The 15945-nt window shown below is 62.1% G+C and carries 12 protein-coding genes and 4 pseudogenes; 7 read left to right on the forward strand and 9 right to left on the reverse strand.

Annotated features, from left to right (window positions below):
* Positions 1 to 205: 205 nt before the first annotated feature.
* Positions 206 to 2323 carry a methionine--tRNA ligase gene (gene metG, locus P3W97_RS07195; protein ID WP_300845212.1) on the reverse strand — a complete coding sequence of 706 codons (2118 nt, stop codon included), beginning with the start codon at positions 2321 to 2323 and terminating at the stop codon, positions 206 to 208.
* A gap of 155 nt (positions 2324 to 2478) precedes the next feature.
* On the opposite strand from metG, the gene apbC reads away from it, so the two are divergent.
* On the forward strand, positions 2479 to 3570 hold the full coding sequence (apbC, locus tag P3W97_RS07200) for an iron-sulfur cluster carrier protein ApbC (protein ID WP_300845214.1): 1092 nt from the start codon (positions 2479 to 2481) through the stop codon (positions 3568 to 3570).
* A gap of 97 nt (positions 3571 to 3667) precedes the next feature.
* Here apbC and P3W97_RS07205 read toward each other — a convergent pair whose 3' ends face one another.
* The 6 genes from P3W97_RS07205 to P3W97_RS07230 form a co-directional block, all read right to left on the reverse strand.
* Positions 3668 to 4054 (reverse strand): type IV pilin protein, encoded by a 387-nt coding sequence (locus P3W97_RS07205; RefSeq protein ID WP_300845216.1) that lies wholly within the window; start codon positions 4052 to 4054, stop codon positions 3668 to 3670.
* Positions 4055 to 4057: 3 nt separating this feature from the next.
* On the reverse strand, positions 4058 to 7519 hold the full coding sequence (locus P3W97_RS07210) for a PilC/PilY family type IV pilus protein (protein ID WP_300845219.1): 3462 nt from the start codon (positions 7517 to 7519) through the stop codon (positions 4058 to 4060).
* A gap of 32 nt (positions 7520 to 7551) precedes the next feature.
* Complete coding sequence (locus P3W97_RS07215) at positions 7552 to 8154, reverse strand: PilX N-terminal domain-containing pilus assembly protein (RefSeq protein ID WP_300845221.1); 603 nt, start codon at positions 8152 to 8154, stop codon at positions 7552 to 7554.
* Entirely contained in the window at positions 8151 to 9110 is a 960-nt protein-coding gene (locus tag P3W97_RS07220; RefSeq protein ID WP_300845224.1) for a PilW family protein, read from the reverse strand. The genes P3W97_RS07215 and P3W97_RS07220 overlap by 4 nt, the downstream gene beginning before the upstream one ends.
* Before the next feature lie 77 nt (positions 9111 to 9187).
* Entirely contained in the window at positions 9188 to 9652 is a 465-nt protein-coding gene (gene pilV, locus P3W97_RS07225) for a type IV pilus modification protein PilV (protein ID WP_300845226.1), read from the reverse strand.
* A gap of 7 nt (positions 9653 to 9659) precedes the next feature.
* Entirely contained in the window at positions 9660 to 10376 is a 717-nt protein-coding gene (locus tag P3W97_RS07230; RefSeq protein ID WP_300845228.1) for a GspH/FimT family pseudopilin, read from the reverse strand.
* Positions 10377 to 10545: 169 nt separating this feature from the next.
* Here P3W97_RS07230 and P3W97_RS07235 point away from each other — a divergent pair, with 169 nt between their 5' ends.
* Both P3W97_RS07235 and P3W97_RS07240 read left to right on the forward strand, forming a co-directional pair.
* Positions 10546 to 11106 carry a DUF3305 domain-containing protein gene (locus P3W97_RS07235; protein ID WP_300845230.1) on the forward strand — a complete coding sequence of 187 codons (561 nt, stop codon included), beginning with the start codon at positions 10546 to 10548 and terminating at the stop codon, positions 11104 to 11106.
* 71 nt (positions 11107 to 11177) lie between these two features.
* A pseudogene (locus tag P3W97_RS07240) lies at positions 11178 to 11576 on the forward strand (molecular chaperone); the annotation flags it as partial.
* Positions 11577 to 11630: 54 nt separating this feature from the next.
* Here P3W97_RS07240 and P3W97_RS07245 read toward each other — a convergent pair.
* Positions 11631 to 13244: pseudogene (locus tag P3W97_RS07245) on the reverse strand (cache domain-containing protein); the annotation flags it as partial.
* A gap of 139 nt (positions 13245 to 13383) precedes the next feature.
* Positions 13384 to 13638, reverse strand: a pseudogene (locus P3W97_RS07250) (helix-turn-helix domain-containing protein); the annotation flags it as partial.
* Between the two features lie 81 nt (positions 13639 to 13719).
* Between P3W97_RS07250 and P3W97_RS07255 the strand changes: the two are divergent.
* From P3W97_RS07255 to P3W97_RS07270, 4 genes and pseudogenes are all read left to right on the forward strand, one after another.
* Positions 13720 to 14313, forward strand: a pseudogene (locus P3W97_RS07255) (formate dehydrogenase subunit alpha); the annotation flags it as partial.
* Between the two features lie 10 nt (positions 14314 to 14323).
* The gene (gene fdh3B / locus P3W97_RS07260; RefSeq protein ID WP_300845232.1) at positions 14324 to 14926 is read left to right on the forward strand and encodes a formate dehydrogenase FDH3 subunit beta; all 603 of its coding nucleotides are present in this window, start codon (positions 14324 to 14326) and stop codon (positions 14924 to 14926) included.
* Between the two features lie 2 nt (positions 14927 to 14928).
* Positions 14929 to 15180 carry a hypothetical protein gene (locus P3W97_RS07265; RefSeq protein ID WP_300845234.1) on the forward strand — a complete coding sequence of 84 codons (252 nt, stop codon included), beginning with the start codon at positions 14929 to 14931 and terminating at the stop codon, positions 15178 to 15180.
* A gap of 20 nt (positions 15181 to 15200) precedes the next feature.
* On the forward strand, positions 15201 to 15945 hold a 745-nt coding region (locus tag P3W97_RS07270; RefSeq protein WP_367184606.1), incomplete at its 3' end, for a cytochrome b/b6 domain-containing protein.

Below are 15945 nucleotides of genomic sequence, written 5' to 3' on the forward strand. Positions count from 1 at the left end.
CGGGGCTGAAAACGGGCGAGCAAAGACAACGAAACCTTACCGGCCATGTTTCATGCTACCACTTTTGCCGAGCAGACAGCCCGCCCGGTTTGGCGCGGCCCGATGGACCATGCGTTATCGGCAAAAGCTGCTGTGGCCGCCTGATGGCGCACCCATCCAGCGAGACAGGTGTCCGCCCGCGGCGAAAAACCGTGCCTTCTTCCTCCTACCGCACCCGCATGCCCGGCTCGGCGCCAGCGTGTGGCTCCAGAATGAACAGCCCCGGCTGCGCCTGGCCATCGGCGTGGCTGGCGGCCAGCACCATCCCTTCGCTGACACCAAATTTCATCTTTCGCGGGGCGAGATTGGCCACCAGCACCGTCAGCTTGCCGACCAGCTGCTGCGGCGCGTAGGCGGAGGCGATGCCCGAGAACACGTGGCGCGGTCGGCCCTCGCCGACGTCCAGCGTCAACCGCAGCAGCTTGGTGGAGCCCTCGACACGCTCGCAGGCCACGATGCGCGCGATGCGCAGGTCCACCTTGGCGAAATCGTCGAGGGTGATCGTCGGTGCGATTGCCTCACCGCCCGGCTGCGGCGCGGCCGCGGCGACTGGATCGGGCGCGTTGGGTGCAGCGGCCGCAGCGGGCGGCTCGAACAGCGCGTCCAGCCGTTTGGGGTCAACACGCTGCATCAGATGCTCGTATGGCATGATGGTGTGTCCTGCCCCGAGCGGCTGCGCGGCGTTGGCAAAATCCAGTGGCGCACAGCGCAAGAAGGCCTCCACCCGCTCGGCAGTGACTGGCAGCACGGGCTTGAGCATGGCCGTCAGCACGCGAAAGGCTTCCAGGCAGGTGGTGCAGACGTCATGCAGCCGCGCGGCAAGCTCGGGCTGTTTGGCCAGCTCCCACGGCTTGTTCTGGTCTACGTAGGCGTTGACGCGGTCGGCCAGCGCCATGATTTCGCGCACCGCCTTGCCGTATTCGCGCTCGGCCCAGAGTTCGGCTACCGCAGGCAGCGCCATTTGCAGCGCGTCCAGCAGCCCCTCACCGTCCGGCGCGATGCTGCCCAAGCGGCCCTCGAAGCGTTTCGTGATGAAGCCCGCCGCGCGCGAAGCGATGTTGACATATTTGCCGATCAAATCGCTGTTGACGCGGGCGGCGAAGTCCTCCGCGTTGAAGTCCACGTCCTCGACGTGCGGGTTGAGCTTGGCCGCCAGGTAATAGCGCAACCACTCTGGATTGAGCCCCAGACGCAGATAGCGCAACGGATCGATGCCGGTGCCGCGGCTCTTACTCATTTTCTCGCCGCTGACGGTGATGAAGCCATGCACGAACACCTGCGACGGCGTCTTGCGTCCTGAGAAATGCAGCATCGCCGGCCAAAACAGCGTGTGGAAGTAGGTGATGTCCTTGCCGATGAAGTGGATCTGCTCGACCGCTGGGTCGGCGATGAACGCTTCGAACGTCTGTGTCGTGCGCGACGGTGCATGCCAATGATTGGCCGCCTGCCCCTTGTCGAAGTGGTTCTTGAGGCTGGCCAGGTAGCCAATCGGCGCATCCAGCCAAACATAGAAATACTTGCCTGGCGCGTCAGGGATCTCAATGCCGAAGTAGGGTGCGTCACGGCTGATGTCCCAGTCGCCGAGGCCGCCGCGGCCATCCTCGTCCTTGTCGAACCACTCGCGGATCTTGTTGACCACTTCCGGCTGGAGCCGACCGGGGGTGGACGTCCACTCTTGCAGGAACGCCACGCAGCGCGGGTCTGAGAGCTTGAAGAAAAAGTGCTCCGACTGACGCAGCTCGGGTGTGGCCCCGGACAGCGCCGAGTAGGGCTGGCGCAGCTCGGTGGGGGCGTAGACGGCGCCGCAGGCCTCGCAGGCGTCGCCATACTGGTCGGCGGCGCCGCAGCGCGGGCACTGGCCTTTGATGTAGCGGTCGGGCAGGAACATGCCCTTGACCGGGTCGTAGAACTGCTCGATGGTGCGCACCTCGATCAGCCCGGCGGCTTTGAGCGCCCGGTAAATCGCCTGGGCCAGTGTGTGGTTTTCCGTGGCGTCCGTGCTGTGCCAGTTGTCAAAGCGGATGTGAAAGCCGTCCAGGTATTGCGCGCGACCGGCGGCGATGTCGGCGACGAACTGCTGCGGTGTCTTGCCAGCCTTCTCGGCCGCGATCATGATCGGCGCACCATGCGCGTCGTCCGCGCCGACGAAGTGCACCTCGTGGCCGAGCAGCCGTTGCGTGCGCACCCACACGTCGGCCTGGATGTACTCCATGATGTGGCCGATGTGAAAGTGGCCATTGGCGTAAGGCAGGGCGGTGGTAACGAAGAAACGGCGCGATGGCATGAGGTGGTCCTGTGGTGGTCTGGTGTGGGCGGACAAGTCCGGGATTCTAATGAGGGCACTGCGTGCGGAGGGGCTGGCGCCGCATGTGTGAGCGGCTAGACTTCGGGTATTGGACATGGTCCTCGCGTGGCCCAATCGTCGGAGACTGCACCCCCATGAGCGTAGACCAACAGGCACTGCTGCAAGCGTTGCAAGTCGTCGTCGATCCGAATACGGGCAAGGATTTCGTTTCTGCCCGCGCCCTGAAGAATTTGCAAATCGCCGGGGGTGACGTGGCGTTCGAGGTGGAGCTGGGCTACCCCGCCAAGAGCCAACTGGCAGATTTGCGTCGCGCATTGGTGGCTGCCGCCCGCACAGTGCCTGGGGTGGAGAATGTGTCCGTACAGATCAACACCCGCATCTTGGCGCATGCGGCACAGCGCGGCCTGCAGCTGCTGCCCGAGGTGCGCAACATCATTGCCGTCGCCTCGGGCAAAGGTGGGGTCGGGAAGAGCACGACTGCCGTCAACCTGGCGCTGGCTCTGTCGGCCGAAGGCGCGCGCGTGGGACTGCTAGACGCTGATATTTACGGTCCCAGCCAGCCGATGATGATGGGTATCGAGGGTCGGCCTGAGAGTCTGGACGGCCAAACCATGGAGCCGCTGGAAAACCACGGCCTGCAGGTCATGTCGATTGGTTTTTTGGTGGACAAGAACGAAGCGATGATCTGGCGCGGACCGATGGCCACGCAGGCGCTGGAACAACTGCTGCGCCAGACCCACTGGAAGGATCTGGACTACTTGGTGGTGGACATGCCCCCGGGGACCGGGGATATTCAACTGACTCTGTCGCAACGCGTGCCGATCACCGGCGCTGTCATCGTCACCACACCACAGGACATCGCGCTGCTGGACGCGAGAAAGGGCGTGACGATGTTCCAGAAAGTCGGCGTGCCCATCCTGGGCATCGTGGAGAACATGGCTGTGCACGTCTGCCCGAAATGCGGCCATGTCGAGCATATTTTTGGCGCCGAGGGGGGGCAGCGCATGGCGGCAGAACTGGGCGTGCCGTGCCTGGGCGCACTGCCGCTGGACCTGCGCATCCGCGAGCAGGCCGATGGCGGCCGACCAACCGTGGTGGCTGATCCAGATGGCGAAATTGCCGCACTGTACAAGGCGGTGGCGCGCCGGGTGGCCGTCGCTGTGGCCGACAAGGCCAAGGACTACTCCAGCAAGTTCCCGACGATCAAAATAAGCCCAGGGACCTGAGGAGGGCCGCATACATACCCGCGCGAGAAGGCTGCCCTTGCCGAAATTTCTCGTCTCGCCTTGATCTGCGGGTCCGGTTGAGGCGGGTTTGTATTGCTCAGTTCCAGCAGCCAGCGCTGGTGGGCGTACGTTGATCGCGCTGATCGATAGTCAGTTCCCCACATGAATCGCGCGCTTGGGTGCCAACCGGCACAGCCTTCAAGCGAAAAGTCGTGCTGGTGGGGGCGCCATCGAGGCTGAAGGTGTAACGCGTCGCCAAGTCGCTGCGGCAAGCAGTGCTGGGCAGCACGGCACTTACGTAGCTCATGTGGCTGCTGTAGTGGCGCTCCATCCACTGCGCCAGTTCAATCAGGCAGGATCGAGCGGCCGTACGGTAGGTGCGCAGAACATATGCCTCATAGCTTGGATACGCGATCGCTGCAAGAATGGCGATCACCGCCACGGTAATCATCAATTCGATCAGCGTAAATCCTCGATTTTTCATAGCTCAATTCCGTATGATCTCGCGCCAGTTGAGGCGGCCCAGCGCTGGTTTGACTTGGCGCAGGGGAAGGCTGGCGATGCCCTGTGTGCCCGGCACGACCACCCGCCCGTCCGTGAGTTCGGGCTTGTTGGGTATGCCTACCCCCAGGTCTACGCTGCCGATATATTGGGTTCCCAGTTTGTCGTCATCAAAGTTTCGGTTTTCGTTGACATCCAGTACGCCTCCGGTCAGCCCGCCACCCGTGAAAGGATCGATGACATTCAGGTAGCCGCGACCGCCAGGGATGCAAGGGTTGGATGACGGTATGAGGCTGCTGGAAACCGCGACACGCCCCAGAGGAGTATCAGCAATCATGGTCTGGCTGGTGATTCGTTCGCCGACCCCGCCAGTGAAATCCAGATACCAGCCTTTTTTTCCCGTCATGTCGCCGGCTGATGCGCCGGTGAAGGTGCGCACCGGTTTGCTGTCATAGAACCTCTGCCTCTGGATGGCTCGTGCGGTGAGTTCGGTTCGTCCTGCGATCGCGGTATTGCCATCGACCAAGCCATACCAGCTTTGAGTGGAAGTGTCCGTGGGGTCACCAAGACGAAAATAGCTCCCCGTGCCGAACAGCAACATGCGTTGCCCATTCAAGGGATTGACCACCGGTGTGATGGGAGCGGTGATGGGCTGGGCAACGCCTGTGCTGTTCGCAGCGCTAAAGAACGGCTTGGCTTGGCTGCCGTGACGGTCTAAAAATTTCCACTGGTTGGGGTTGGCGTCGGTCGCATCGATGCGCCACACGTTGCCTTTCAAGTCGCCTGCATAAATATAGTCGATGCGCCCATCACCATCTACATCGATCACCGAGGGAGGACTCATGCCGTTATTACCACCCACGCCAGTGTCAAGTTTTTTGAGTAGGGCCCCGTCCGACAAGCGATAAATATATAAAACGGATTTTTGTGATACGGAGCCATAGCCGTTGCCGGTGATCACGGCCCAGTCGCCGTTATTCATTTTGGCAATCACCGGCTGGCCCAGTATGTGGCCCATATCGCTATCGCTGGTACCGTAGTTTTCCCATTTGACCAGTTCGGTGCCACTGGCGGTATCTGGGTGGGTGACGTCCAGCACAAACAGACCCATGCCCCCACGGCCCAGAGTACTCACCAAGAAGTTCTTTCCATTGGTGTCCAATCTGGATGTCACAGCGGCTTGACCATCTACAAAATAATCATGCTGATACGCTGGGTCGCTCAAACTGGCAAGGCGCGGTAGCAATACACTGGGTACAAATGCAAAGCGCTCACGCCCAGTCTCGGCATCAAACGCATGCAGCATCCCTGCGTTGGTCCCAACAAATACCGTGCTGTTTTCTTTCAAGTAAACCGGTGTGAAGTAGGCAATATCGCCAAGTATATTGGTGCTTGGCCTGTTGCGGAGTATGCCTCCATTCTGGATTTCTTGGGAGCGTTCGCCGCGGAGATAGTCAACGACGGTGGCGCTTCCCAAGGTGGCCTGGTCGATTGGCGATAGCGAGGCGTATAAAAATTCTCTTACCGCGCCGCCTGATACCGTAAAAATCCTGCGCGCCATAGCGGCAGGCAGTGCCAATGAGGCACGCCAAGACGGTGATGCCTCGATGCCATCGGTGTTGATTGGGTAAGCGAGCAGATCTCCGCTCCAGGTATCGCTGTCAAAGCGTGCATAAAATACCTTACTGTCGGTGCTGAGTTTGTGGGAATTGAGTGAAACGCCACCCCCGGAGCCCGTTTGTGCGATGATCGTATCGATGATCTGGCGCAGTTGACGTTGTATCGATGCGGTATCTTCGGCATTGAGCATCTCGCCGCGACCATTGATGGTGGCGTGATAAATATCATCGATCATATAAGGGTGGCGTTGAATGCTGGGTTCTGGCCACTGCGGGGGATTTTGGTAGGCATCCTCGCGGTCGAAGTGGGTCACGCCGAAGATCGTGCCGTGCGTCCCCAGTGTGACCGCATAGGTATTCATGTGCCACGCTGTGTTGCAGTCGATCCAGCCAGGGCTGCCTGGTAGCCCACAGCCTGGGTGGGTGGGTACATTGCCGCCAGGGCGCAACTGCCGGTAATACTTCATGGCAATATCAGCCAGGGTGCCGCTATAACTGTCTGCATAAGGGGCGCCCGAGGCACTATCTTCATTACTGATGCCGGACACCTTGGTGTTGGTGGCGAAGCCGTCTGTAAATAAGATGCCGTAATTCTTCTGACATACATGACGAAGAGGTGAATTTGTGGTTCGAGCCAATTGCGCGCCAATATGATTCAATGCTTCGCGATTGGGTGTGCCTGCTCGGTTGACATAGTCCTTTACGCTATTGTACAGGGTGGTCTTTCCTGCAAATGTTGCGCCTGAAGGGTCCCCGGGATATTCATAAAAAGGCAGTGGATCGGTTCTTTTGTTGATGGCGAATGATGCGAGATAAATTCCACGCACATCGTCGAAGGCGCGGAGTATCGCCCCTCTCGTCGCCAAGTGGCGCTTGCGATGATAAACAAACCAGTTAGCGAAATTCTGTATTTCCTGCGCATAACTGCGCCCAGAGGGATAGGTGTTGCCTGGCTTGATTTCGTATCGGGTTAGGCACTGTCCGTCGGGGCCTATGGCATGCACGCCGGCGGGTAGAGCCATGGCTGGGTTTTGTTCGAAGTCTTTGTAATCTTGTGGTTTTGGAGATTGGCAGCTGGAGCGATTTCCATTGTAAGGTGTGGGGGGTTTGGGCGTGGTGGTTAAGTAGTAGGTGGCGGGGTAATACGTCATCACCACGGATGCTTCGGCGCTGTATGTGGCTACGGCCCCTCCTGTGCCGATATATTTCATACCCGGTTGGACTCTAAAGGTCCAGTCACTATCCGTGCGGGTCAGATCGCTCGTGAGGTCGATGGTAGCGCCGCCGCGCGCGGGGTCAGAAATTGCAGCGGATGGAGTTGCGATAGGAAAATTCACCCCGTAGCTGTTGGGCCAGGGCGTGTAGGTAATGAGTGGATTGTAGTAAGCTTTGTTGTAGGTGGGGCTGCGTAAAAACGCGTATTGTGGTAGTGGGGGGATTGCAAAGTGCCTTTCTGAATCGTAAGCAGATCGGTTGCCTGTCCCTCGGCCATTTGGAAATAGGTATATATATTTCGTCCATGTTGCATCACCGTTGCCGACCTTATTGTAATTGATTGTGCCGGGCGACAGGGTGTCGTTTATATCTCTACCCACAAAGCTTTGGTCACCCGCATGCCACCAGAGCGCCCCATCATTGGTCGGTAGCAGGACTTCAAAGTCCATGCTGGTCGAATCATCGACCGCCAACACGAGGTTGGGTGGGACGTTGAGGCCGATAAAAAGCGGTGTTGACGGCCAGAGTACGCCAGTTTGGGCGTGTGCCGGCAACTGTACGGTAGCCGAAGAAATGGCAACAACGGCAGAAAGGGCGAGGGGAAGACGTGACATATGGGTTGCTACCTGGTATGTGGCTGCGACCTTCATTCCGTAGCGTAAATAGTTTCCAATATGACTGTGGCGCGATGGCTGCCATCGGGCTGGCTGCGCGCAGTAATCCGGTACCGTTTACAGTTGTTGTTGGGGTCACTGGGTTTGGTGGGGTCCGGTTCTCGACATTTATAATCGCCGCCTAAAAACTCCACGAGATATGCTGGCTGCTGCCCAGCGAGGGGGCCCATGTTCAAATCGGCGTCTGTCACGGTAAACCATCCCGTAAAATCAGGATCCAATGCGCGCCATGAGCAATCGGGGTCCACCTGATCGCAGATGCCGGTAGAGCATCCTTGGTACACCGTCGGGTTGCATGATTCATCAGCCTGTAGCCGCGGGCTGGGTGATACGGTACGAGCATGTTGCAATGCAACACGTTCGCCGATGTGAAGCGCGGCTTCCGCGGCTTGAAAGGCGATATTTCGATCCAAGCTGACGGTTGCCAGGCGTTGTTCGACCAGTGCCGCCCGGATCGTTGTCACGCCCAGTATGCTCACGGCGAGCAGGATGATGAGCGCAATGATAAACGCAAAACCCCCTTGTTGAGGGAGGGTAGGTGGGCGTGTGAGAAACCTGTGCGAAAGTCTTTTCATGGCAAAAATTCGCGGTTTCTTAGACTAATCAGATAAGAAGAGGTCCGTGTGATCGTCTGATTTTCGGTCGAGATATTTTCATCCGTTTGGTGGGTCAGGGTCACACGTACAGCCACCACGTCAGCCCAGCGCGAGACCTGGTCCGCGCGAACATATGAATCGGCAAGCGTGGGCGGTATGGCGCGGTTGCTCAGCAAATATTCAGCCTGTAGGTCGCTGACGTTGCGGGCCATTTCGATGGGGCCGCGGGTGTTGTCCGCTCGGTAGAGTGAACGGCGCCCAGCCATGGGCGAATTCCCGATATACCAAAAACTGGCTTGATAAGTGGCCAGTAAGCCGCCAGGGGCAAAGGTGCGTTCTTTCCGGTTGCCGCTGCATTGGGTGGGGTAACCCAGATCCTTGCTGCAGTTGCCGGGTGTCCCGGTTCCTGTATTATGGATGATGGTGGCGTTGGTACTGCTGGCATTGGTCACTTGAAAGACGGCGCCCGACTGCTCGTCGCAGGCCATCAAGATGTCGCCGTCTTGAATACCGTGTTGGGTGCTGTTGACTTTGAATTGTGCAGAAACGGGATTGTGGCTGATGATCGTCACGGCACGGTCCGAGGCGCGTTTCAGTGCTATCGCATCGGTTCCATTGACACGTTTGGCGCCGCCCGACCCGAATTCAATCGGCCCGACAGCGGTGCCGCTGTAACCGCGGATAGCCTCGTCGTTCCAATTCCCCGTATTCGACCACCAAACTGTGTTGGCATTGTTCAGGACATTGGAGATGTTGGGTGTCCCGCATAGTGTCGCCCCTGCTTCGCGGATCTCGCGCGCCAACAGCTCGAAGGAGATACGTGCGTCATCATGCAAACGTGCCAGATTTTCCGTCGCACGCAAATTCTGCCGACTGGATAGCAGGAGTGCGAATACGGCGCCGGTGATGATCAAGCCCAGTGCGAGCGCAATCATCAGCTCGATTAGGCCAACCCCGGCGATGGGCTCGCGCGCCGATGAGCGTTTTCGCTGAAAGCGTGATCGCGCAGGAATCATATCTGTGTTCGCAGTTCGATAAAATATGAATCAGCGCCATCCGTGGCTCGGCTGTCGTCCCAATAGACACGGACTCGACACTGGCTGGCGTTGCACTGCACCTCGCCGCAAGATTGTTCCGTATCGCCCAGTAAGCTTTTGATACTCTGCAGCCAATGGCGCTGGACTTCGCCCGCCAGTCCACTGGCAGAGGGTGTGATGGTGCACGTCCTGACCATATCATAAGCATTTTGCAGGGCGGCCAATCGGTCGGCCCGCAACGCGTCCAGCATGGTATAGGCGAGGAGGCTGGCTTGACTTTGCATGTAGGCGCTCTCGGCATTGCGCATGCTGCCAAGTTGCATTCGTACCACGCCAATAAGCCCCAGTGAAACCAGCAAGACTGCGATCATGATCTCAATCAAGCCGGCGCCCCGCTGGGCGCTTCTGCGGGGGGAATAGATTGGACGAAACAATCTCATGGTCGTCTCACGGGGCAGGGCAAGTGGCAGGGACTCCGGAGGCCGACTGGCTGACTATGCGTCCAGAATTGTTCAGAATCAGGTGGCGGGCGCGATTGTCGTCGGACAACGCTGAGCTGGTGCTGCAGACCCGCCATGTGCCTGCCATGAAAGCGCCGTTGAGTTGTTTGCTGGTACCATCGGGCGCAAACGAGGCATAGGTGGCGGTTCCATTGGCCCCTCCGTTGCCAAGAATCCGGATGTTGCCGTTCAGGGCGGCATGTGCACGCAAAATATCGGAGGCATTCTCGACCGCTGGAGAGCTGCCGGGTAGGGTATCGAGGAAAACCAGCCAACCGCCATGCCATGCCCCGGTGTTGTTGCACTGGGTCAACGATGCGTTCGCCTTACAGACCGTGACACGCTGGTTGCGCCGGATGGCTTCTAGGCGTGCCAGTTGTAGGTCGCTGTAGAGATCATGGGTGGCGCTGCGCATGCGGCTGCTCTCGATGAAACCCTGCAAGGCAGGCCCCCCCACAGCCAGGAGAATGGCCAATATGGCCACTGTGACCATCAGCTCGATCAGGGTAAAGCCGACCGATCGCTGCAGCATACCTGTATGCAGCGCATGTGGCTTGAGCCGACTGTTACCAATGTGTCCACGCATATGGGCACGAGTATAGGTAGACTCTGTATAGATGGGTATGGGCTGACCGGCAAACAAACGAAACAAACGGCGAAACAAACCGCACCGCGCCCCGTCTAGCGGTCGTATGTGCAGGCAGGGGGATGGCGGGCGTTCGTGAAACAGGCGCACTTCATGCGCAATATTGCGCCGTGTGGAGGTGACTTTGACCTTGGATTGCGGACCTCCGAGTGCGGACGATCGGCCGGTTCTGCGCACGGGTGTGGTGATGCGCCGCGAGCCTGTCATCGGTCCAATGGCGCGCTGGCAGCCCTGGCGCTGGGTGCTGGCTGATGTGCAAGTGCTGGCTGGCCCCGCCGGTGTATCCACCACCGCATGCTCATCGGACGCCAGCCACACCGGCCCGCTGCCGCTGGAGCCCGCTGCTGACACGCCGGTCCCCCAGGGCGCGCAACATTGGGGGTTTGCGGGCCTGACGGTGACGCTGCACCCGGCGGATGCCGAGGGCTACTTGCTCAACGTCACCGCTCCGGCGCCGTGCTTCTGGGTATTGTGGCGCGAGCCGCCAGTCGATGACGGGCTACCGCAGCCGCTCATCGTGACGCTGAGTTACCATGATGCTGGCCGCTGGTTGGATGCGCAGGAGCGCGTGGACCAGGTGTCGGCCCCGCCGGATGTGGCGGCTTGGCTGGCCGATTATGCGCGCCGCCACCACCGGCCGGAGCCCAAGCGCCGCGCCCGGCCAACGAGTTTTCAGCCGTTGACCGACCGCTTTGGGCAGTCGGCGCGCATCAGCACGGGAGCAACGCGCTGGAGAGGTTCGACATGAATCCAGCTGAGGACGAAAGCTTCCTGTCGCGCTGGTCGCGGCGCAAGGCGCGGGCGCTGTCGGCGCAGCAGGTGCGCGACGAATACGAGGCGCTGTTTGGCGGTGTCGGCAAGCCGGAGGTGTACCTGTACGCGTCGCACTACCTGAGCGGCTTTCTCAACGACAAGCCGCTGGCGGCGCTGCGCGAGGCGCTTGCGGCGCTTGGCCTGGCGCGTGCCGAGGGGGTGAGCGAGCCGGAGGACCACCTGGCTTTTTTGTGCGAGGTGATGCGCTTTCTGATTGCTGGCGACGACGCCGAGGTCTGTAACCTGGCGCGCCAGCATGCCTTCTTCGCGGCCCACTTGCACCCGTGGGTCCCGGCATTGTGCGACGCATTGCAGGCGCACCCGGCGGCGCGCTTCTACGCCGCCCTGGCCGAGCTGTTGCGCGCCTTTGTGCAGGTGGAGGCGCAGGCGTTCGAGATGGCCTGAGGCCGGCTCACGCCTGCCCCGGTGCGGCTCGCGCGGCTCGGCGTAGAGCCGTACGCGAAACACCGCCCCTGGGCCGTCGCTGCGGTTGTCCGCCTCCAGTCGGCCGCCGTAGCGCTCCAGCAGCCCCTGGCTGACCCACAGCCCCAGCCCATGTCCGTCCGGCTTGGTCGTGAAAAACGGCGTAAACAGCCGCGCACGCACCTGCGGCGACAGGCCCGGACCGCGGTCGCGCACCTCTACCCAAGCGCCGACGGGGGTGCCGCACTCCAACCAGTCGCCGCTGGCCAGCTCCACCTCGGCGCCATCGCGGCTGGCCTGCACGGCGTTGACCAACAAATTGATGACGACCTGTTGCAATTCTTGTCGATTACACGCCACGGGGGTGGTCGCGCGGTCGTCGCGCTGCAGCCGAATACTGTGCTGCTGCAGCAGCCGCTCCACCAACACGACGCAGTCGTCCAGCACCGCGGGCAGCGCCAGCAATTCCACATAGCCAGCGAACTCGGTCGGCCGCGCATGCTGCAGCAGCCGCGTGACGATGAGTCGGATGCGCTCGATTTGTGCGTCGATCAGCGCCAGCTCCGCCTGCACCGGAGCAGCCGCTGGCCCCAGCGTTTCGCGCAGCAGGTCCAGGTTGCCCTGGATGACGGCGACGGGGTTGTTGATCTCGTGTGCCAGACCGGCGCTGAGCTGACCGATGGTAGCCAGCCGCTCGCTGCGGATCAGCTGCTGCTGCGCCTGGCGCAGCGCGGCGTGACTGGCCTGCAGCTCGCGCGTGCGCTCGGCGACGCGCTGGTCCAGCGTTTCGGCCCAAGCGCGCAGATGTGCAGTCTGCTCGGCCAGCAAGTCCAGCAGCCGGTCCAGATGCTGTGCCAGCGCGCCCAGCTCGTCGCGCGAGCCCACCGGCCCGACGCGTGCCGCGGTGTCGCCGCGTCCGACGCGGCGCATCGTCGCGTCCATGCGCTCCACTGGCTCCACCAGCGCGCGCGCCCGGCGCAGCGACCAGTGCGCCGCCCCGGCCATCACCAGTCCGAACAGCAGCGCGGTGCCGGCTAGCACCGCCCACTTCACCCAGCGCAGGGGTGCTTCCAGAAAGCCCACATAGAGCATGCCGATGCGCTGGCCTTGGCTGTCGGTCAGTGGCTCGTAGGCGCTGACATACCAGTCGTTGACGACGAAGGCGCGATCGAACCAGGTTCGGCCCCCGCCCAGCACCGCCTCGCGCACTGCGTGCGACACACGCGTGCCGATGGCCCGCTCCTCGCCGAACAAGCGCACATTGGTGCTGATGCGCACATCGTCGAGGAACAGCGTGGCTGTGCCCTGGCTGCCGAACGGCAGCGCATCTTCCGGATACACGAGGCGATTGATGTGGTCGATGAAATCGAGGTTGCGGTTGAGCAGCACACCCCCATGCAGCACCCATCCAGGCCACGGTGCGTCGTCCGGCAGCGGCGCGCTGGCCAGCATCAGCAAAGCGCGCTCCTCGGCCGTACGTGCGGTGGGGGCGGCGTTGCGTGTCGGCACCAGCGCAATGCCCAGCCGGGGTTGTAAATGGGCAGCTAGTGCATCCACCTGTGCAGGCTCCCACACCACCAGGCGCGCTGCACTGCCGCGTGCCTGTGCTGGTGGTGCCGCAGGGTCGTGCGGTGGGCGCAGCACCAGCATATCCAGCCCCAGGCGCTCCTGCTCCAGCCACGCCTGCAATGGCCCGGGTTGCGCGTTGGCCCCCGGTCCATGCGGACCGAGCCGCTGCAACTGCCGGTGCAGCGCATGGGATTCGGCCACCTCGCGCGCGCCGCTCTAGCGTGCGCCGGGATACCCCCAGCAGCTGCGCTGCGCGCGTCTTGTCGCCCCCCACCGAGTCCAGCACCGCCTGGATGTGGCGGCGCTGCAGCGTTTCTAGATCCAGTGGAACCTCATGCGGGCCGGCAGTCAGCGGCTCGCGCAGCGGCGGGTACAGCGCCGAGACGTTGACTTCGCCCAGGATCAGCGAGCGCTCGACCCAGTTGCGCAGCTCGCTCACATTGCCGGGCCAATGGTAGCGTTGCAGCAGTGCCATGGCCTCGGTGTCGATCTCCAGCGGCTCCACGCGGCAGCGGCTACCACGTCAGCGCGCATGTGCAGCGCTACTACGACACCGCGCGCGCTGGTGTGGAACTTCCCCGACGCCATACCACAGCACCGTGAGCCGATCTATGGCAACCGCCCGGATCTGATCGCCAAATATCCGACGCACGATGATCAAAAGACGCGCTGGCGCCTGCCCATTCTCTACAAGACGCTGCAGCAGAAAAACGTCGAGGACAAGCTGCACGAGAAATTCCCGCTCGTCATGACCTCGGGCCGGCTGGTGGAGTACGAGGGGGGCGGCGAGGAGACGCGCTCCAACCCGTGGCTGGCGGAGCTGCAACAGGAGATGTTCGTCGAAATCCACCCGGCTGCTGCCGCGCAGCGAGGCATTCGCAACGGTGACCGTGTCTGGGTCATGACGCCTACTGGCGCGCGCATCAATGTGCAAGCGTTGGTGACGCCGCGCGTCGCGCAGGACCATGTGTTCCTGCCCTTCCACTTCTCGGGCCGCTGGCAGGGTCAGGATTTGTTGGCCTACTACCCGCAGGGGGCGGCGCCGATCGTGCGCGGCGAGGCGGTCAACACCGCCACCACCTACGGCTACGACATCGTGACGATGATGCAGGAAACCAAGACCACGATTTGCAACGTGGAACGCGCCTGAGGAGCAGACCATGGCCCGCATGAAATTCATCTGTGATGCCGAGCGCTGCATTGAGTGCAACGGCTGCGTGACCGCATGCAAGAATGAGCACGAGGTGCCCTGGGGTGTCAACCGCCGGCGCGTCGTCACGCTCAACGACGGGGTGCCGGGCGAGAAATCGATCTCGGTGGCCTGCATGCATTGCTCGGATGCGCCGTGCATGGCGGTCTGCCCGGTGCAGTGCTTCTACCGCACCGAGGAGGGCGTCGTCCTGCACGACAAGGACATCTGCATCGGCTGCGGCTACTGCAGTTACGCCTGCCCGTTCGGTGCGCCGCAGTTTCCAGGCCAAGGCACCTTCGGCGTGCGTGGCAAGATGGACAAGTGCACCTTCTGCGCCGGTGGCCCGGAGGCCAACGGCAGCCAGGCCGAATTCGAAAAATACGGCCGCAACCGCCTAGCAGAAGGCAAGCTGCCCGCTTGTGCCGAGATGTGCTCGACCAAGGCGCTGCTGGCCGGTGATGGCGATGTGGTCGCCGACATCTTCCGCACCCGCGTGCTGCAGCGCGGCAAAGGTGCCGAGGTGTGGGGCTGGGGTACGGCCTACGGCACGCAGTCCAAGGCAGGGGCTTGATCATGCGCACGCGTCCTATTGCCCTCTGCGTTGGTGCAGTCCTCGCGGCGGCTCTGTTGGCCGGTTGCGATCGGCCGCAGACCGCCACTGGCATCAAATCCGATCAACCGCCGTACCGCGGCAGTACAGCGAACGCATTTGTCGCCCCCGGCTGGCAGGCCGGCGACCGCAACGCGTGGGCGCAGCACCTGCGCGCCCGCGCCCAATACGGGCAGAACGAATACAGCCGCCCGCCGAGTGGCGATACGCAGTGACACGAGCCGGAGGTGTGGACATGAGCACGATCCCAACCACGGCCGCGCGCCTGCTGGCGCGGCTGGCGGCGCTGGCCGCTACGCTGACGGTGGCCGCGGCGCTGGCACAGCAGGCCCCGGCCGAGACGGCTTCTCAGGCCCCCGCAGGGCAGCCGCGCACGCTGGTGGATGCGGCCAGCCAGCCCGGCTATGCCACGCAAAACAACGCCGAGCGCGCCCAGGTGCAACCCGGCAACAACGCGCCGATGTGGCGCCAGGTGGGGCAGGGTGTCGAAGGCGTGGTCAACTTCCCATACCGGGAGTACGGCGTGCTGATCCAACCCACCGTGCAGTACCCCGGTGCGGCCACCACCAACGCCGGCGAGGCGTGGCGCCAGGTGCGCAACCGCGTCATCCTGCCCTACGGCGGTGCGCTGGTGTTGATTGCCCTGCTGGGGTTGGCGGTCTTCTACTTCACCAAGGGGCCGCTCAAGCTGCACGCGCCCGAGACGGGGCGCCAAATCGAGCGTTTTACCGCCTTTGAGCGGGCCGCCCACTGGGCCAATGCGACAGCCTTCGTGCTGCTGGCGGTCTCGGGGTTGGTCATGGCGCTGGGGCAATATGTGCTGCGACCGGTCATCGGCGCCACGTTGTTTGGCTGGCTGACCTATGCGCTCAAGAATGTACACAATTTCGTCGGGCCATTGTTCGCCGTGTCGCTGGTGATCGTCCTGGCCACTTTCGTGCGCGACAACCTGCCGCGGCGCGAGGACTGGGCCTGGCTCA

It is taken from the genome of Tepidimonas sp. (genome assembly GCF_029335975.1).
Taxonomy (GTDB): Bacteria; Pseudomonadota; Gammaproteobacteria; order Burkholderiales; family Burkholderiaceae_C; genus Tepidimonas.

Bases quoted from the DNA above. Each gene is read 5' to 3' on its own strand.
- P3W97_RS07215 (WP_300845221.1), bottom strand. From the start codon at position 8,154: ATGAAAAGACTTTCGCACAGGTTTCTCACACGCCCACCTACCCTCCCT.
- pilV (WP_300845226.1), bottom strand. From the start codon at position 9,652: ATGAGATTGTTTCGTCCAATCTATTCCCCCCGCAGAAGCGCCCAGCGG.
- apbC (WP_300845214.1), top strand. From the start codon at position 2,479: ATGAGCGTAGACCAACAGGCACTGCTGCAAGCGTTGCAAGTCGTCGTC.
- metG (WP_300845212.1), bottom strand. From the start codon at position 2,323: ATGCCATCGCGCCGTTTCTTCGTTACCACCGCCCTGCCTTACGCCAAT.
- P3W97_RS07210 (WP_300845219.1), bottom strand. From the start codon at position 7,519: ATGTCACGTCTTCCCCTCGCCCTTTCTGCCGTTGTTGCCATTTCTTCG.
- P3W97_RS07235 (WP_300845230.1), top strand. From the start codon at position 10,546: ATGCGCCGCGAGCCTGTCATCGGTCCAATGGCGCGCTGGCAGCCCTGG.
- P3W97_RS07220 (WP_300845224.1), bottom strand. From the start codon at position 9,110: ATGATTGCGCTCGCACTGGGCTTGATCATCACCGGCGCCGTATTCGCA.
- fdh3B (WP_300845232.1), top strand. From the start codon at position 14,324: ATGGCCCGCATGAAATTCATCTGTGATGCCGAGCGCTGCATTGAGTGC.
- P3W97_RS07265 (WP_300845234.1), top strand. From the start codon at position 14,929: ATGCGCACGCGTCCTATTGCCCTCTGCGTTGGTGCAGTCCTCGCGGCG.
- P3W97_RS07205 (WP_300845216.1), bottom strand. From the start codon at position 4,054: ATGAAAAATCGAGGATTTACGCTGATCGAATTGATGATTACCGTGGCG.